This window comes from Polaribacter sp. IC073, assembly GCF_007997075.1.
In the GTDB taxonomy this organism is placed as follows: Bacteria; Bacteroidota; Bacteroidia; order Flavobacteriales; family Flavobacteriaceae; genus Polaribacter.
Map to the genome: position 1 here is coordinate 36,729 of NZ_VORS01000002.1, position 17,354 is coordinate 54,082.

Sequence of the window (17,354 nt, forward strand, 5' to 3'; positions counted from 1 at the left end):
TTGAAAATATCAAAAGAAGTATATGAAAATTTCATACAATTGGTTAAAGCAATTTTTACAAACAGACTGGGATGCTGTAAAAACAGGTGAATTATTAACCGATTTAGGTTTAGAAGTAGAAGGTATTGAAATCAAAGAGTCTATTAAAGGAAGCTTAAAAGGTATTGTTATAGGTAAAGTCTTAACCTGTATACAACACCCAAACGCAGACAGACTTAAGATTACAACGGTAGATTTAGGGGCTGGTGAACCTGTACAAATTGTTTGTGGGGCGCCAAATGTTGCTGCTGGCCAGAAAGTGCCTGTTGCAACAATAGGTACAACTTTATACGATGATAAAGGTGAAGGCTTTAAAATTAAAAAAGGAAAAATTAGAGGAGAAGAAAGCCACGGAATGATATGTGCCGAAGATGAATTAGGTCTAGGTTCTAGTCATGATGGTATTATGATTCTTGATGAAGACTTAACCGTAGGTACTACTGCTGCAGAAGTTTTTAATATAGAAATGGATGAGATTTTTGAAATTGGACTAACACCTAATAGATCTGATGCCATGAGCCATTTTGGGGTTGCCAGAGATTTGCGTGCAGGTTTAATGCAGCAAGACATTAATTTAGAGTTAATTTCTCCTTCTGTAAGCGATTTTCATGTAGATGAAAGAACCTTGCGTTTTGATGTTGAAGTTGAAAAGAAAGAATTGGCACCAAGGTATTGCGGAATTACAATTACAGATGTTACTATAAAAGATTCGCCAGAATGGATTCAAAATAGATTGAAAGCAATTGGTTTAACACCAAAAAACAACATTGTAGATATTACAAATTATGTACTGCATGAATTAGGACAACCTTTACATGCTTTTGATGCTCAAAAAATTAAAGGAAATAAAATTCTTGTAAAAACATTAGAAGAAGGGACTAAGTTTACAACTTTAGATGCTATCGAAAGAGAACTATCTTCGGAAGACATTATGATTTGTGATGCAGATTCGAATCCGCTTTGTATTGCAGGAGTTTTTGGAGGAAGTAAATCTGGAGTAACAGAACATACCTCATCAATATTTTTAGAAAGTGCTTATTTTAATCCTGTATCTGTTAGGAAAACAGCTAAAAGGCATGCACTAAACACCGATGCCTCTTTTCGTTTTGAAAGAGGAATTGATATTAATATGACAGAATACGCCTTAAAACGTGCTGCTTTATTAATTAAAGAATATGCTGGTGGAAAAATGGGTTCTGATATTTCTGATTTCTATCCAGAGAGAATTGAAGATTATCAAGTTTTTCTTTCGTACAAAAATTCATACAGATTAATTGGTCAGGAACTTCCGAAAGACACGATTAAGAAAATTTTAGCTTCCTTAGAAATTAAAATTAATAGCGAAACAGAAGGAGGTTTAGGTTTAACGATCCCTTCTTATAGAACAGATGTTCAGCGTGAAGCAGATATTATCGAAGAAATTTTAAGGGTTTATGGATATAATAATATTGAGTTTTCTCATAAATTAAATACGTCTATTTCTTTAGATTCTAATAAAGATACTAAGATTGAAAATATTGTTGCAAATCAATTAACTGCCTTAGGTTTTAATGAAACCATGGCAAATTCTTTGACAAAACCTGCCTATGCAACATTGTCAGAGAACATCAATGAAGAAGCAAATGTAGCAATGCTAAACCCGTTAAGCAACGATTTAAAAGTTCTGCGACAGTCTTTGTTATTTAGTGGTTTAGAATCTATTTCCTACAACATTAATAGAAAAAATAAGTCATTAAAATTTTATGAGTTTGGTAAAACCTATCATAAATACAATGAAAAATACCAAGAAGACAAGCATTTAACTTTATTTGTAACGGGTAACAGAACAGGTGATAATTGGAAAAATGAAAATAAAACTTCAGATTTCTTTTATTTAAAAGGAATTATTACCAATGTTTTAAGCAGGTTAGGAATCGATAAATTAAAAACAACACCCACAAAACAAGATGTTTTTTCTGAAGGAATTACGTTGAGTTTGGGAAAAATGAAATTGGTAGAATTTGGCGTTGTTAAGAACAGTTTGTTAAAAGAATTCGGAATTAAACAAGAGGTTTTATTCGCAGATTTTAATTGGGATACTATTTTAAAATTGACTGGTAATAAAAACATAAAAGTAGCTGGTTTACCAAAATTTCCTGCTGTAAAAAGAGACTTAGCACTATTGTTAGATCAAAAAATAGAATTTAAAGAAATCTATAACTTGGCTTTTCAATCTGAAAAAAGTTTGTTAAAAGAAGTAGACTTATTTGATGTGTATGAAGGAGACAAACTACCAGAAGGTAAGAAATCATATGCTGTTAGTTTTTTAATTCAAGATGAAACTAAAACCTTGGCAGACAAGCAGATTGATAAAATAATGCAAAAATTACAGCAAACATTCGAAAAGAATTTAGATGCTGTTTTAAGATAATTTAAAAGCTCCATTTATTTGGGGCTTTTTTTATAACCAATAAAGTCTCTTTGAACGCAGTCGAGAGGTTATTAAAATTTAAAAACTACTTTTAGGTTTCGATTGCGCTCGACCTTATAAATTCTAATTATGTATAAATTATTAATCCGTCCTATTTTATTTTTATTTGATCCAGAAAAGGTTCATTATTTTACGTTTTCACTGATTCGGTTTTTATGTAAAATTCCTTTTGTAGCTTCAATTTTTAGAAACCTATATCAAATAAACGATAAAAAGTTAGAGCGTACTTTATTCGGATTAACTTTTAGAAATCCGGTTGGTTTAGCTGCAGGATTTGATAAAAATGCCGTTTTATATAATGAGTTGGCAAATTTCGGATTCGGTTTTATAGAAATTGGTACAGTAACTCCAAAAGGACAAGTCGGTAATCCGAAGAAAAGATTGTTCCGTTTAAAAGATGATCAAGGAATTATTAACCGAATGGGTTTTAATAATGATGGTGTAGAAGAGGCGATTAAAAACTTAAAAAAGAACAAGCATAAAGTAATTATTGGAGGTAATATTGGTAAAAATACAGACACAGCACCAGCAGATTATACGCAAGATTACTTAGCAGTTTTTAAAGAATTACACCCATTTGTAGATTATTTTGTATTAAATGTTAGTTGTCCGAATGTTGGGAGTCACGCAAAATTAAATGACAAAGAATATTTGGTAGCGTTAATTACAGCATGTCAAAAAGAGAACAATCATTTTAAAATAAAGAAACCAATTTTATTAAAGATTGCACCAGATTTAAACAATGCTCAGTTAGATGAAATTATAGCCTTGGTTGCAGAAACTAAAATAGAAGGTGTTATTGCTTCAAATACATCTACCACAAGAGACAATTTAAAAGTTTCAAAAGAACGGTTGCAGCAAATAGGAAACGGTGGTGTTAGTGGGCAGCCAATACGAAATCAAAGTACCGAAGTCATTAAATATTTAGCGGACACCTCTAATAAATCTTTTCCAATTATTGGAGTAGGAGGTATTCATTCTGCAGAAGACGCTTTAGCAAAAATTGAAGCAGGTGCAGATTTAGTCCAAATTTATACAGGTTTTATTTATGAAGGACCCAGTTTGATTAAGAAAATTAACAAGGCACTTCTTAAGAATTCTTGATAGAATAATTTAGGTTGTTGGTTTTTGCCTAGTTTTGAAGTTTCTTTAAATTTTGTTGAAATTCTTGTTTTCACAAGAAAACCAAAAAGTGTACTTTTACTTTAATGATAGAAACACTTTTATCTTTTGCACTTGCAACATCAATTTTAGCGATATCTCCAGGGCCAGATAATATTTTTGTTTTAACGCAAAGTATTGTGAATGGCAAAAAGTATGGTTTAGCAACCGTTTTCGGACTAATATCTGGTTGTCTAATACACACAACATTGCTTGCTTTTGGGGTTTCTGCAATTATAAAAGAATCTGAAAACTTATTTACTGCAATTAAAATTTTCGGAGCAATTTACCTGCTGTATTTGGCATACAGAGTGTACAAGTCTGATGTAAGTATTTCTTTATCCGAAGAAATTGTACCAAAAAAAACAACAAAGCAGTTATTTAAACAAGGGTTTATAATGAATGTTTTAAACCCGAAAGTATCTATATTTTTCTTAGCCTTTTTTCCTGGGTTTTTATTTAGTGAAACGTTAAATACAATACTTCAATTTTACGTTTTAGGCTTTATTTTTATGATCGTTTCTTTCATTATTTTTTTTATGATAGCAATACTTGCAGGTGCTATTTCTAAAACCATAAAAGAGCATAAAAAAATAGGCCATTATCTAAAATGGACACAGATTGTTGTTTTTATTTTAATAGCTATTTTTATTTTACTGTAAGTAACTACGCAAGTATTTAAGTTCATTTTTTTTCATAAAAAAACCTCATAAACATTTACAGTTTATGAGGTTTTTATTTTTATAGCTTATATTCCTAGCTATCTCTACGTTTTCTACCGAAACCGCCAGAAGATTTTCTTTCTCCACTACCAGAACTTCTGTCTGGTCTGTCAGATGAACGTCTATCAGAAGAACCGCCCCTGCTTCCAGAATCACTTCTTCTAGAAGAAGAAGAAGAACCGCCTTCTCTACGTCTACCAAAGCCACCGCCTTCTTTTTTAGCGAAAGGTTTTTTACCACCTCTTCTTCCGCCACCAGAACGTTCTTTTTTAGTGATTTCGATGTTTACAGATCTTCCGTCAAAATCTGGTTGATTAGAAGAAAAAGCTTCTAATGTTTTGTCTTCGAAGTTTTTATCAATTTCAAAGAAAGAAAAAGTATCTAAAATATCTATAGAACCTATTTCTACTTTATCACCAATATTTTGCTCGTTAATTAAACCAATTAATTTACCTGGGTTTAAATTGTCTTTTCTACCAATGTTGATGAAAAAACGAGTCATATTTTCGTTTTCTGTTCTTGCTCTAGAATTATCTCTTGAAGATAAATCATTTAAATCTTTAGCATTTTCATAATATGCTAACATGGTATTGAACTCTAAAGAAACAAATTTCTGAATTAATTCTTCTCTATTTAAAGTTTCTAATTTTTCATAAATACTAGGTAAGAACTCATTAATCTGAGATTCATTTACTTCGATATTTACAACTTTATCAATTAAACTCATTAATTGATTTTGGCAAATATCTTTTCCAGAAGGTACCTTTGCTTCTACAAATTTCTTTTGAATGATTTTTTCGATAGGACGTAATTTTCCTTTCTCTTTTCCATTCACTAAAACAATAGAAATACCTTTGTTACCAGCTCTACCAGTTCTACCACTTCTGTGTGTATAGTTTTCTATCTGATCTGGTAATTTATGGTTTATTACGTGTGTTAATTCAGTAACATCCAATCCACGAGCTGCAACATCTGTAGCAACTAAGATTTGAATTGTTTTCTTTCTGAATTTACCCATTACAGAATCTCTTTGCCCTTGAGATAAATCTCCATGTAAAGCATCTGCACTATAACCGTCTTTAATTAAGGTATCTGCAACTTCTTGTGTTTCTCTACGAGTTCTACAGAAGATAATTGCATAAATATCAGGGTTTAAATCTGCTATTCTTTTTAAAGCTGGGTAACGCGTTCTTTCTGTAACTGAATAATATTCATGACTTACATTATCTGAACCTTGATTTTTTTGACCAGAAGTAATTTCTACTGGATCTGTCATATAGTTTCTTGCAATCGACTCAACCTCTCTAGGAAAAGTTGCAGAAAACAATAATGTTTGCTTTGTGTCTGGTGTTGCTTCTAAGACTTTATCTAATTCGTCTTTAAAACCCATATTTAACATTTCATCAGCTTCATCTAAGACTAACCATTGAACGTTTCCTAATTTTAAAGCTCTCCTTTTAATTAAATCTACTGTTCTACCAGGAGTTCCAACAACAATTTGTGAACCTCTTTTTAAAGATCTAATTTGATCTTCCATGCTAGAACCACCATAAACGGTAGTTACTTTAACATCTGGTAAATATTTACAGAAATCTTTAATGTTATTACCAATTTGAACTGCAAGTTCTCTTGTTGGTGATAAAATAATAGCTTGTACATTACCGCTATTACTATCTAAAAGCTCTAATATTGGCAAACTAAAAGCAGCAGTTTTACCGGTACCTGTTTGCGCAAATGCTTTTAAATCACTCTTAGATGAAATAATTTGTGGAATTGCTTTTTCTTGTATAACAGTTGGTTTTTCGTATCCTAAATCTGTTAATGCTTTGTTGATCGGTTCTTTTAAACCTAATTCTAAAAATGTTGACATTACTGTGTTTTTGTAGATTCACAGAACGCCGACCTGCAAATCCAATTATAAAATTCGACTTGATTTTCTATTGAGTTCCCTCAAAATTAAAATCGTGCAAAGGTACAAGAAAATTACGAAATATCGCCTTTTGGTAGGTTTAATTTATTTTACTTAATTCTTTTAGCTGTTTGTAGATGTTTCCAGAAGAAATTGCAGCATATCCATTCTCTACAATTCCGTTTTTATTTACAAGAATTGTTCGATTCATCTTACTTCTAAGAAAATTATCTTTAAGCGCTTTAGAATTTATAAAATATTGATTTTTAATATCTACATTTTTAATTCTATTTGTATTGTCTCCATCAATCTCTATAACTGCAAAATTTAACAAAGGATATTTTTTTTGTAGAAAAGGAATTCTCGAACTGATAAAAGATTTGGACATGTACTCTTCGCTCCAAAATAATAAAACAGAATTTTTATTAATTGTAAAATCTTCAATATCTATTGCTTGATTTGTGAAATCTGAAATTGTAAAACCTTTTATTTCATCACCTTTATGTATAACTTTATTATCAGCTAAAATATCTTTAACAAGAGTTTTGTCTTCCTTATTTGAAGATAAAGAGAAAAAAACATCAAAAGCTTTCTGATTTATATTACAGCTAGACTTTCTGTAAAAGTGATCTAAAACCGTTCTTTTTAAGAATGCATTTTTAGAGTCTTTAGAATTAATCTTAGCATCAATAGTATTTAATAAGTCTACAGTAAAATCAGATGAAAACCCGTCTTTCATAGGCTCATGGCCCATAGAATACGTAACATTATATAGATAATTTGTTATATATCTTGCATAAGGTGTATAATACATTAAAGAATTGTTGTTGTAATCTAGCTCAGTTCTATATTTATAAAAAGAAGCATTAATCTCAGGGAAATTATCTTTTCTTGAAATGTAAACATGGTTTATAGGATATCTTTCTACTCTAGAATAAATAGAGTAGGTTAGAGATGTTTTTAAGATTTCTAAATATTTACTAGTTTCATTTGGATGCCTTTCTGTATAATCATTATAAGTAATCAATCTAGAACCTATAATCGAATCCATTTTATTAATATACTCCGCAGGCTCTAATCTATTTAATTGATAAAATTCTTTTCTGTCATTTTCATTTTCTAAAAAGATATCAATTAAAATATTATTTCTTTCAGCTCCTTTACCAGCAAAAACGATAGATTCATCAAAATTCCAGGTATTTAAACGTAGCATTAAGCTATCTTTTGGTTCCAAATAAATATATTGATTCTCGTTACCATGCTCAAAATAATACAAACCCTCATCTAAATTGTCATACGTTCCTAAAAATTTATTCCTATCATTTAGTAAAAGTGTATCGACAACTTTGTCTTTAGCATAAAGTACAACAAACTTAGTCTTCGGGTTTATTATTTTCCCTCCGAAATATGTACTAGTTTTTTCTTTGCTAGTACAACTTGTTAAAGCTACTAATAGATAAGATAAAGCGATAAAAGAATATAGTTTTTTTGTCATATTTAGAGCTACACAAAGCATATAGCAAATGTAGAAATTTGAAATAGGTAAGGTTGTTAATTCACTGTTAAAATAGTATGGCAGAACCTACTAAGTTTTAAAAGCATACCTTATAAAAGTATTGAATTTATAGGTTGTAAAGAAAAATGGAATTTGTACTTTTGCACAAAATTAAAAAAGTCTATTTATGTTATCAGTTTCTAATTTATCTGTTCAATTTGGAAAACGTATTTTGTTTGATGAAGTGAATACAAAATTTCTTCACGGAAATTGCTACGGTATTATCGGAGCAAATGGAGCAGGAAAATCTACATTCTTAAAAATTATTTCTGGCGTACAAGAACCAACTTCGGGGCAAGTGCATTTAGATAAAGGAAAACGAATGTCTGTTTTAACGCAAGATCATTATGCGTTTGACGAATTTCCTGTATTAGAAACCGTTGTTATGGGAAACAAAGATTTGTTTAAAATTAAAAAACAAATTGACGCGCTATATGCAGATTATACAGATGAAAATGCAGAGAAAATAGGAGAGTTGCAAATTGTCTTTGAAGAAATGGATGGTTGGAATGCAGATTCTAACGCAGCTGCAATGTTATCTAATTTAGGTATCAAAGAAGATTTGCACTATACTTTAATGAAAGATTTAGATGGTAAGCAAAAAGTACGTGTGTTAATTGCACAAGCTTTATTTGGAAACCCAGATGTTTTAATTATGGATGAGCCAACCAATGATTTAGATTTTGAAACCATTTCTTGGTTAGAGAATTTCTTGGCAAATTTTGAAAATACTGTAATTGTAGTTTCGCATGATAGACACTTTTTAGATGCTGTTTGTACACATATTTCAGATATCGATTTTAGTAAAATAAATCATTATTCTGGGAATTATACTTTTTGGTATGAATCTAGCCAGTTAGCCGCAAAACAAAGAGCACAACAAAATAAAAAAGCAGAAGATAAAAAGAAAGAATTAGAAGATTTTATCAGACGTTTTTCTGCGAATGTTGCAAAATCGAAACAAGCAACTTCTCGTAAGAAAATGATTGAGAAGTTAAATGTTGAAGATATTAAACCATCGAGTAGACGTTATCCTGCCATTATTTTTGATAGAGATAGAGAAGCTGGAGATCAAATTTTAAATGTGGAAGGTTTGTCTAAAAACTTTGAAGATGAGAAATTATTTGACGATGTACACATTAATTTAAATAAAGGAGATAAAGTTGCAATTATTTCTAGGAACTCTAGAGCAATTAGCGCTTTTTATCAAGTGGTAACAGAAAACGAAAAAGCAGATGCTGGTAAATTTTCTTGGGGAGTTACAACAACACAATCTTATTTACCTTTAGATAACTCAACGTTTTTTAATGACGGAGAATTAAATTTAGTAGATTGGTTAAGACAATATGCGCAAACAGAAGAAGAACGCGAAGAAGTTTTTATTCGTGGTTTTTTAGGGAAAATGATTTTTTCTGGGGAAGAAGCGCTAAAGAAAAGTAATGTGCTTTCTGGTGGAGAAAAAGTACGTTGTATGTTGTCTAGAATGATGATGAAAAGAGGAAATGTTTTAATTTTAGATGAGCCAACAAATCACTTAGATTTAGAATCTATTCAGTCTTTAAACAATGCTTTAATTAATTTTAAAGGAACCATTTTGTTTTCTACACATGATCATGAGTTTGCACACACGGTTGCAAACAGAATTATAGAATTAACACCAAAAGGAGCAATTGATAGATATACTACTTTTGAAGAATATGTATCAGATCCTAAAATTAAAGAATTACGAGATAAAATGTATGCTTAAATAACAGGTACAAATTTCACTAATTACGCGAATGTTTTTCTGAAATAACAAGCTATTAGCAGGTACTTAAATATAATTAGACCTCACAAATGTTTAAAATTTGTGAGGTCTTTTTTCATTATTTTAATTGAAGTAAAATAGCAATACTATAAAATAGCATAAGAGTTTTATTAATAAAAGAATCGAATCGATATTTCTTTTATTTCTTAATCGGACTGATAATCTTCACATCAGAAAAAGAAATAGCACCTCTTACAACGCCATCAATTGTCTTCTTTAACGCTTCAATTAATTGCATTTTTAATTGAGATTTGTGGTAAATTAAACTCACTTCTCTTGCTGGTGGCGGGTTCTTAAACTCGCGTAAATGTGTTTTATCAAGGTCATTTAAATCTAAAGTATGTAAATAAGGTAACAAAGTCATTCCTAAACCTTCTTTAGATAATTTAATTAAGGTATCAAAACTTCCACTTTCTAACTGAAATTTTTTCTTATTGTCAATTTTATGGTTTCTACATAAATTAAGAACGTTGTCTTTAAAACAATGGCCATCTTCTAATAATAAAATATCTTCCATTTCTAATTCATCCGGAGAAATTTGTTTGTTATTAAAAAGTCTATGGTTTTGTGGAATAAAACCAACAAAAGGCTCATAGTATAAAGGTCTTTCTTTTATTGCTTCATTCTCTAAAGGTGTTGCAGCAATAGCAACGTCTATATGACCATCTGTTAATTTTCTTATAATATCTTCTGTTGTTAATTCTTCGATCACCAATTTAACCTTCGGATATTTTTTTGTAAAATTCTGCAAGAACATTGGCAAAAGTGTAGGCATTATCGTTGGGATCATTCCTATTTTAAATTCGCCGCCAATATATCCCTTTTGTTGATGTACAATATCTAAAATTCGATTACTTTCATCTACAATTACTTTAGCTTGTTCTACTATTTTACTCCCAACTTCTGTTAATTCAATTGGTTTTTTAGAACGATTAAAAATCTTAACGCCTAATTCATCTTCTAATTTCTGAATTTGCATACTCAACGTAGGTTGAGTAACAAAACTATGTTCTGCGGCTACCGTAAAATTCTGGTATTCTGCAACAGACAAAACGTATTTTAATTGGGTAATTGTCATGCGTATAAAATATTTTGATAAAGATATTAAAACTATCAATAATTATTATAGTTTAATGTCGAAAATTTCTATTAAATTTGAAGTATCAAATAAAAAAACATATAAAAATGAACAAGTCAATATTAGGATTAGACAAAAAGGAAAGTGCAAATTTAGTAGATAATTTAAATGGATTGTTATCTAATTTTCAAATATATTATCAGAATTTAAGAGGTTTACACTGGAATATTAAAGGAAAAAACTTTTTTGATTTACACATTAAGTTTGAAGAATTTTACACAGATTCTCAAGTAAAGATAGATGATATTGCAGAACGTATTTTAACGTTGCAAGGTAAACCTTTACACACCTTCTCAGACTATTTAGCAACATCTTCAGTAGCTGTTGGTAGAGATATCTCTAATGATGTTGAGGCGGTAGAATTAGTTGTAAATTCTTTATCTGAATTATTAAAAATAGAGAGAGAAATTTTAGATATGTCTGACGAAGCAAATGATGAAGGTACAAACTCTATGATGAGCGATTTTATAGCAGAACAAGAAAAAACAATTTGGATGTTGAATTCTTGGTTGGGTAAATAAAAAGAAAAGCATATAATTTAAAAAGGAACTCTAACAGAGTTCCTTTTTTTATTTTAGTACGTAAGAAACGCCTATTTCATAACCAACAAAAGAATATCCATTGTTCGGTTTTTGCGTGTCAAAGTTAGAAACATGACCAATATTACTACCTAAGTAGACATACGTTTTGTTACTCGTTTTATAAGATAAGCCTAAAGAACCGTTTTCTATAAACGTAAAGCCTTTTGCCAAACGTTCTGTTCTAGTATCTACAGTTGCCAGTCCTAAACCAATGGTTACTAAAAAATCTAGCTTTTTAAAAAGCTCTTTTTTAAGAACAAACCCCAATTCAAAAGCATATAAATACATTGTTTTTGGAGTTGTAAATTCAGCTATTTTCATGGTAGCATTTTCTTCGTCTGGTAAGACAAAAAAAGAATTATCCAATTGATGGTTTATAACTTGATATTGTGGTTGTACAATCAACTCAAAATATAAAGACTTCCAATTTCCTAAATTATAAAAAGCTTGTAATTTATAGGTATTTGTAGTGTAGGAATAATCTTCATCATCAAAAATAAAGTTTTTTTCATTTGCATTATTATACAAAAAGCCTATTTTTTTAACGCTCAAAACTCCTTTTTTAGATGCTTGTGCAGCACTTAAAAAACTAGCAAATAATAAAAAGAATAGTACTTTGTTTTTCATTAAATTAACTAAACATTTTAGCAACTTTCTCGGCCTTTCTATTTTCTGAATAATCATAAAAACCTTCACCAGATTTTACACCTAATTTCCCTGCCATTACCATGTTAACTAACAAAGGACAAGGCGCGTATTTAGGATTTTTAAAACCGTCATGCAATACATTTAGAATAGACAAACAAACATCTAAACCAATAAAATCTGCCAATTGCAAAGGACCCATTGGGTGTGCCATTCCTAACTTCATTACCGTATCTATTTCTGCAACACCGGCAACACCATTGTACAACGTCTCAATAGATTCGTTAATCATTGGCATTAAAATTCTGTTTGCCACAAAACCAGGATAATCATTCACTTCAACCGGCGATTTGCCAATTTTCTTAGACAAATCTACAATAGTTTGCATCACTTCATCCGACGTATTGTAACCTCTAATAATCTCTACCAATTTCATAATTGGCACCGGATTCATAAAATGCATTCCAATTACTTTTTCTGGTCTGTTGGTAACGGCGGCAATCTGAGTAATAGAAATTGATGACGTATTTGTAGCCAAAATTGTTTTCTCGGCACAAGCAGTATCTAATTCTTTAAAAATTTTCAATTTTAAATCCAAATTTTCAGTAGCAGCTTCTACAACTAAATCCATGTTTTTTACACCTTCTGTAATAGACGTAAAGCTTGTAATGTTGGCTAAAGTTTGTTTTTTATCAGCTTCAGAGATTTTCTCTTTTGCAACCATTCTGTCTAAATTCTTAGAAATAGTTGCAACTCCTTTTGCCAAGGAAGCATCAGAAATATCTATTAAATGTACATTATAATTAAATTGAGCAAATGTATGAGCAATACCATTTCCCATCGTTCCAGCACCAATTACAGCTATGTTTTTCATCAATAATAATTTAAATATTTATATTTTTTTGGGCGTTACCTAAAGGTCGGGCTTTAGGTTACAATCTTTTTTTTATTGCCGTCATTACAAAGAAAGTTTTTTCACTTTCTGTGGCAATCTCTTAATTAAAAAGAAATTACTTCGTCATACTTCCTCGTAATGACGTGATATAAAAAAAAAGGATTTCCACTTCAATCCCTAACGCACTTATTTAGGTACTTTTTTTAAATCTAAAAGTATGGTTTATTCTTTGCAATTATCAACTAAAAACAATCGATAATCATTTGTGCAACTCTTAAAGCTTCTGCACCTTGACGCAAAGATACCACAGGTTTTGTTTTGTTATTTATAGCATCTGCAAAAGATTCTAATTCGTCTAAAATAGCATTGTTGTTTTCAATTTCAGGATTGTCAAAGTAAATCTGTTTTTTAACACCTTCTGCATTTTGCAAAATCATGGCAAACTCATCCGGATTATTAGGAACCTCTTTCATTCTAACAATTTCAGATTTCTTCTCTAAAAAATCAACAGAAATATAAGCATCCTTCTGAAAAAAACGTGTTTTACGCATGTTTTTCATAGAAATTCTACTTGCCGTTAAATTGGCAACACAACCGTTTTCAAATTCGATTCTTGCATTTGCAATATCCGGAGTTTCAGAAATTACAGAAATTCCGCTTGCGTGTACATTCTTAACTTTAGAGTCTATGACCGAAAGAATAATATCAATATCATGAATCATTAAATCTAACACCACAGGAACATCGGTTCCTCTAGGATTAAATTCTGCCAATCGATGTGTTTCAATAAACATTGGCGAATCAATTTTATCTTTAACCGCTGTAAATGCTGGATTAAATCGCTCTACATGACCAACTTGACCTTTTACATGAAACTGGCTAGCCAACGTGTTTATAGCCTCTGCTTCTAAAACCGTTTTAGTAATTGGCTTTTCTATAAAAATATGACGTCCTTTTTCAATAGCCATTTTAGCGCACTCAAAATGAGACAATGTTGGTGTAACAATATCTACTACTTCTACTGCGGCAATTAATTCTTCAATAGAATCGAATAATTTATAACCAAATTCTTTGGCTACTTTTTCTGCATTTTCTGTAAATGGGTCAAAAAAACCAACCAATTCGTATTTTTCTGATTGTTGTAATAAACGTAAATGAATTTTTCCAAGATGACCCGCACCTAAAACTCCAGCTTTTAGCATATATGTATGTTTTTTGTCATTGTTAAAGTTTTTTAAACCTCGAGAAGAAATCTTCAAACGAAGAAAATGCTTCATTGTTTTCTGTTTATAGCAGAAAATTCTTAGTAATGACGTTATATTTTGTGTTTTGAATTTCCTGAAGAAATATCAGAAATTATCAACGAAAACAAAGATACAATTTTATAAGAATGTAATTCAAATTATTCTTATTTTTAGACTTTAGAAAATGATTAAAATTGAAAGACACTTCAAAACACCAAGGACTTAGAAATCAACTTGCTACTGTGCTACAAGCAAAAGGTATTACAGATAATAAAGTACTGAATGCGATACGAGAAATTCCGCGTCACCTGTTTATAGACTCAAGTTTTGAAGCACATGCTTACCAAGACAAGGCATTTCCTATAGCGGCAGAACAAACTATTTCTATGCCATACACTGTGGCTTTTCAGTCGCAGACGTTAGAAATAAAACCGGGTGATAAAGTTTTAGAAATTGGTACAGGTTCTGGGTACCAGACAGCTGTTTTGTTAGAGTTAAAAGCTATTGTATATTCTATAGAAAGACAAAAAGAATTGTTTAAAAGAACCTCATTATTCTTACCGAAAATTGGTTATAAGCCAAAACGATTTATTTTTGGCGACGGTTATATCGGTTTAAAAGAACAAGCGCCTTTTGATAAAATTATTGTGACTGCTGGTGCACCTTTTGTTCCAAATCCGTTATTAGCACAATTAAAAATAGGAGGGATGTTGTTAATTCCTGTTGGTGATAAAACACAAATAATGACACTTTTTATTAGAAAATCTGCCAAAGAATTCGAAAAACACGAATTAGGAGACTTTGCTTTTGTGCCGATGTTAGAAGAAAAAAATTAATCTTATTTTTTTACGCGTCCTAAAGAACCTTTTTTTGAAGGCATTAGCTCGTATGTATAGTTCGGCTGTAAGTTTTTTACACTTCTGTGAGAAACAAATAAAACTGTTGTATCACTTTCTAAGGCTATTTTATTTATTAAAGTCACAACAATTTCAGTTCCTTGGTTGTCTAAATTAATTAAAGGTTCATCTAAAATTAATAGAGGCGGATGTTTAATCATCGCTCTTGCAATTAAAATCAACCTTTGTTTTGTAGTAGATACATTCTGAAAAAAACTATTTTTATTATTATCTAAGCCTAATAATAGCATCCAATCTTCGGCAATTTTAACTTGTAAAGTAGTGGGTGTGTTGTACAAGCCAATGCTATCAAAAAAACCAGAGAGCATCATTTCTAATATCGTTACTTTTCTTTCAAATAATTCTAGCAAAACCGGACTAAAATAACCTATTTTTTGTTTTATGTCCCAAACGCTTTCTCCAGAACCTTTTTTCTTACCAAATAAGTATACTTCTTGTCCGTATGCTTTTATATTATTGCCATAAATCATCGATAAAATGGTGGTTTTTCCTGAACCATTAGGGCCAATTAATTGCCAAAATTCATTTTTATTGATTGTCCAATTTATGTTCTTTAAAACACAATTTTCATCATAATTTACACTTACATTTTTAAATGATACTAATTGTTTTGGTATGTTGTCATAGCAATTAATAGCTTTAGGAACTTCTCCTTTAAAAACAACATTATTTTCTGTGAAATTATATTTTTCTATGGGAGTAGTAGAAATAATTACATCTTTTTCGACCTCTAAAACGTGAGTTATTATAGAAGTTATTTCTTCTTCTCTATTAAAAAGCTGAATTAAAACGATTTCTGAAGCTAGGGTTAGAAGCGTCTTTTCTAAATTAGAAATAGCATTTGAATCTAAACTCTCAAAAGGACTGTCTAAAATTAAAAAATGGGGTTTTTGTTGAATTAAATAAGCAAGCAATGCTTTTTTTTGTTCTCCGCTAGAAAAAGTACGAATACCTCTATTTTCTTTAATGGTAAGGGTTAGTGTCTGATGTCTAGCTTCTTTTTCTATGAATTTTTCTAAAACTGAATTAGAAAACAACAAGCCTTTCTTATTTTTTAAATGGGATAAATTATGTCTGTCATTTAATATATTTTCTAAGAAAATACTTTTAGTAGAAAGACTTTTATTTTTTATAGCAAAATGGAAGTTCTCCATAATTAATTTTATAGTGTATCAAAGAAGTATTAAATCGAAATCTATTTCACTCTTTCCCAATAAGCCGTTTTACCAAAAAGAGAAACACCAACATAACCTCTTAATTTTAATTTATTAGGCTTTATCAATTTGATGTAACATTTATAGGTGTTTCCATTTCTAGGATCTATAATTTGACCACCAGACCAGGCATCATCATTTTTTTCTAGACCAGATAATATGTCTAAATGTAAAATTGGTTTGTCTTTATACTCCCCTTCACACCCCACACAAAGTGCGTCTTTTCTAGCAGGATTCATTATTTCTACTACTTTTGCAAATGCTCTTCCGTTTTTTTCATAAATTTCTAAAACAGAATCAACTTTACCGTCTTCATTTTTAGAATTCCATTTTCCAAAAATTGTTTGAGAATTTATAGAAACCGTAACAGCTGTAAATAAAAGTGTAAAAAGTATTTTTTTCATGGCTAGGAAGTATTTATGAGAAATTATCAAGTGAAAAGTATAAAAGATTAAAGAAAGATACCGTTAAAATAATTATAAACTCGCATCAAAATTTTCATCCCATTTTTGCTGAACCCTCAAAACTTGTTCAATGACATCTCTAACACAACCTTCTCCTCCTTTTTTATAAGAAATGTATTTAGAAATACTTTGTATTTCTTGCACAGCATCATTTGGGCAAGCAGCCAAACCTACAATTTTCATTACCGGGTAATCTGGCACATCATCTCCCATGTACAATACGTTTTCCGGCTTCAAATTGTATTTCTTAACCAATTCTCTGTATTGCTGTATTTTGTTGTGAGCACCTAAATAAATATCTTCAATTCCTAGGGCAGTCAATCTTTTTCTTACGCCTTCATTGGTGCCACCAGAAATAATGCAAACTCTGTATCCTTTATTCAAAGCATTTTTCATTGCGTAACCGTCTTTAACATTCATGTGTCTTACCAATTCGCCATCTGGCATTATGGTTAACGTTCCGTTTGTTAAAACTCCATCAACATCAAAAATAAACGTGTTAATTTTAGGGAGTAATTGTTTGTAACTAATTTCCATATTTTTTATTTATAAACCTTTTAAATTTTAAAAGCGTTGTTTTAATTTAATTATTA

Annotated in this window: 15 protein-coding genes; 6 read left to right on the forward strand and 9 right to left on the reverse strand. The window is 30.4% G+C overall.

Going from position 1 to position 17,354, the window contains the following annotated elements:
* Positions 1 to 22: 22 nt before the first annotated feature.
* The 3 genes from pheT to ES045_RS03040 all read left to right on the forward strand — a co-directional run bounded on the left by pheT (position 23) and on the right by ES045_RS03040 (position 4,332).
* Positions 23 to 2,449 carry a phenylalanine--tRNA ligase subunit beta gene (pheT, locus tag ES045_RS03030; RefSeq protein ID WP_147112220.1) on the forward strand — a complete coding sequence of 809 codons (2,427 nt, stop codon included), beginning with the start codon at positions 23 to 25 and terminating at the stop codon, positions 2,447 to 2,449.
* A gap of 129 nt (positions 2,450 to 2,578) precedes the next feature.
* Positions 2,579 to 3,613 (forward strand): quinone-dependent dihydroorotate dehydrogenase, encoded by a 1,035-nt coding sequence (locus ES045_RS03035; protein ID WP_147112223.1) that lies wholly within the window; start codon positions 2,579 to 2,581, stop codon positions 3,611 to 3,613.
* 104 nt (positions 3,614 to 3,717) lie between these two features.
* Positions 3,718 to 4,332 carry a LysE family translocator gene (locus ES045_RS03040; RefSeq protein ID WP_147112226.1) on the forward strand — a complete coding sequence of 205 codons (615 nt, stop codon included), beginning with the start codon at positions 3,718 to 3,720 and terminating at the stop codon, positions 4,330 to 4,332.
* A gap of 94 nt (positions 4,333 to 4,426) precedes the next feature.
* On the opposite strand, the gene ES045_RS03045 is transcribed toward ES045_RS03040, so the two are convergent.
* Together ES045_RS03045 and ES045_RS03050 are read right to left on the reverse strand one after the other, a co-directional pair.
* A complete protein-coding gene (locus tag ES045_RS03045) occupies positions 4,427 to 6,262 on the reverse strand; it encodes a DEAD/DEAH box helicase (protein WP_147112230.1) in 1,836 nt (611 codons plus the stop codon).
* A gap of 139 nt (positions 6,263 to 6,401) precedes the next feature.
* Positions 6,402 to 7,796 carry a hypothetical protein gene (locus tag ES045_RS03050; RefSeq protein ID WP_147112233.1) on the reverse strand — a complete coding sequence of 465 codons (1,395 nt, stop codon included), beginning with the start codon at positions 7,794 to 7,796 and terminating at the stop codon, positions 6,402 to 6,404.
* 187 nt (positions 7,797 to 7,983) lie between these two features.
* Here ES045_RS03050 and ES045_RS03055 point away from each other — a divergent pair, with 187 nt between their 5' ends.
* Positions 7,984 to 9,603: an ABC-F family ATP-binding cassette domain-containing protein gene (locus tag ES045_RS03055; RefSeq protein WP_147112236.1), complete on the forward strand. Its 1,620-nt coding sequence runs from the start codon at positions 7,984 to 7,986 to the stop codon at positions 9,601 to 9,603.
* A 199-nt stretch (positions 9,604 to 9,802) separates the two neighbouring features.
* Here ES045_RS03055 and ES045_RS03060 read toward each other — a convergent pair whose 3' ends face one another.
* The gene (locus ES045_RS03060) at positions 9,803 to 10,741 is read right to left on the reverse strand and encodes a hydrogen peroxide-inducible genes activator (protein ID WP_147112239.1); all 939 of its coding nucleotides are present in this window, start codon (positions 10,739 to 10,741) and stop codon (positions 9,803 to 9,805) included.
* A gap of 107 nt (positions 10,742 to 10,848) precedes the next feature.
* On the opposite strand from ES045_RS03060, the gene ES045_RS03065 reads away from it, so the two are divergent.
* A complete protein-coding gene (locus tag ES045_RS03065) occupies positions 10,849 to 11,322 on the forward strand; it encodes a Dps family protein (RefSeq protein ID WP_147112242.1) in 474 nt (157 codons plus the stop codon).
* A gap of 48 nt (positions 11,323 to 11,370) precedes the next feature.
* Here the strand turns inward: ES045_RS03065 and ES045_RS16545 are convergent, their stop codons facing one another.
* From ES045_RS16545 to ES045_RS03080, 3 genes are all read right to left on the reverse strand, one after another.
* Positions 11,371 to 12,009, reverse strand: a complete 639-nt coding sequence (locus ES045_RS16545; RefSeq protein ID WP_147112248.1) for an acyloxyacyl hydrolase — start codon at positions 12,007 to 12,009, stop codon at positions 11,371 to 11,373.
* Between the two features lie 4 nt (positions 12,010 to 12,013).
* The gene (locus tag ES045_RS03075; RefSeq protein WP_147112254.1) at positions 12,014 to 12,901 is read right to left on the reverse strand and encodes a 3-hydroxybutyryl-CoA dehydrogenase; all 888 of its coding nucleotides are present in this window, start codon (positions 12,899 to 12,901) and stop codon (positions 12,014 to 12,016) included.
* Between the two features lie 263 nt (positions 12,902 to 13,164).
* Entirely contained in the window at positions 13,165 to 14,124 is a 960-nt protein-coding gene (locus ES045_RS03080; RefSeq protein WP_147113407.1) for a Gfo/Idh/MocA family protein, read from the reverse strand.
* Between the two features lie 236 nt (positions 14,125 to 14,360).
* Between ES045_RS03080 and ES045_RS03085 the strand changes: the two genes are divergently transcribed.
* On the forward strand, positions 14,361 to 15,002 hold the full coding sequence (locus tag ES045_RS03085) for a protein-L-isoaspartate(D-aspartate) O-methyltransferase (RefSeq protein WP_147112257.1): 642 nt from the start codon (positions 14,361 to 14,363) through the stop codon (positions 15,000 to 15,002).
* A 2-nt stretch (positions 15,003 to 15,004) separates the two neighbouring features.
* Here ES045_RS03085 and ES045_RS03090 read toward each other — a convergent pair whose 3' ends face one another.
* The 3 genes from ES045_RS03090 to ES045_RS03100 form a co-directional block, all read right to left on the reverse strand.
* A complete protein-coding gene (locus tag ES045_RS03090) occupies positions 15,005 to 16,237 on the reverse strand; it encodes an ATP-binding cassette domain-containing protein (protein WP_147112261.1) in 1,233 nt (410 codons plus the stop codon).
* Positions 16,238 to 16,278: 41 nt separating this feature from the next.
* Positions 16,279 to 16,701, reverse strand: a complete 423-nt coding sequence (locus tag ES045_RS03095) for a DUF2147 domain-containing protein (RefSeq protein WP_147112264.1) — start codon at positions 16,699 to 16,701, stop codon at positions 16,279 to 16,281.
* Between the two features lie 72 nt (positions 16,702 to 16,773).
* Positions 16,774 to 17,298, reverse strand: a complete 525-nt coding sequence (locus tag ES045_RS03100) for a KdsC family phosphatase (protein ID WP_147112268.1) — start codon at positions 17,296 to 17,298, stop codon at positions 16,774 to 16,776.
* Between the last annotated feature and the right edge of the window lie 56 nt (positions 17,299 to 17,354).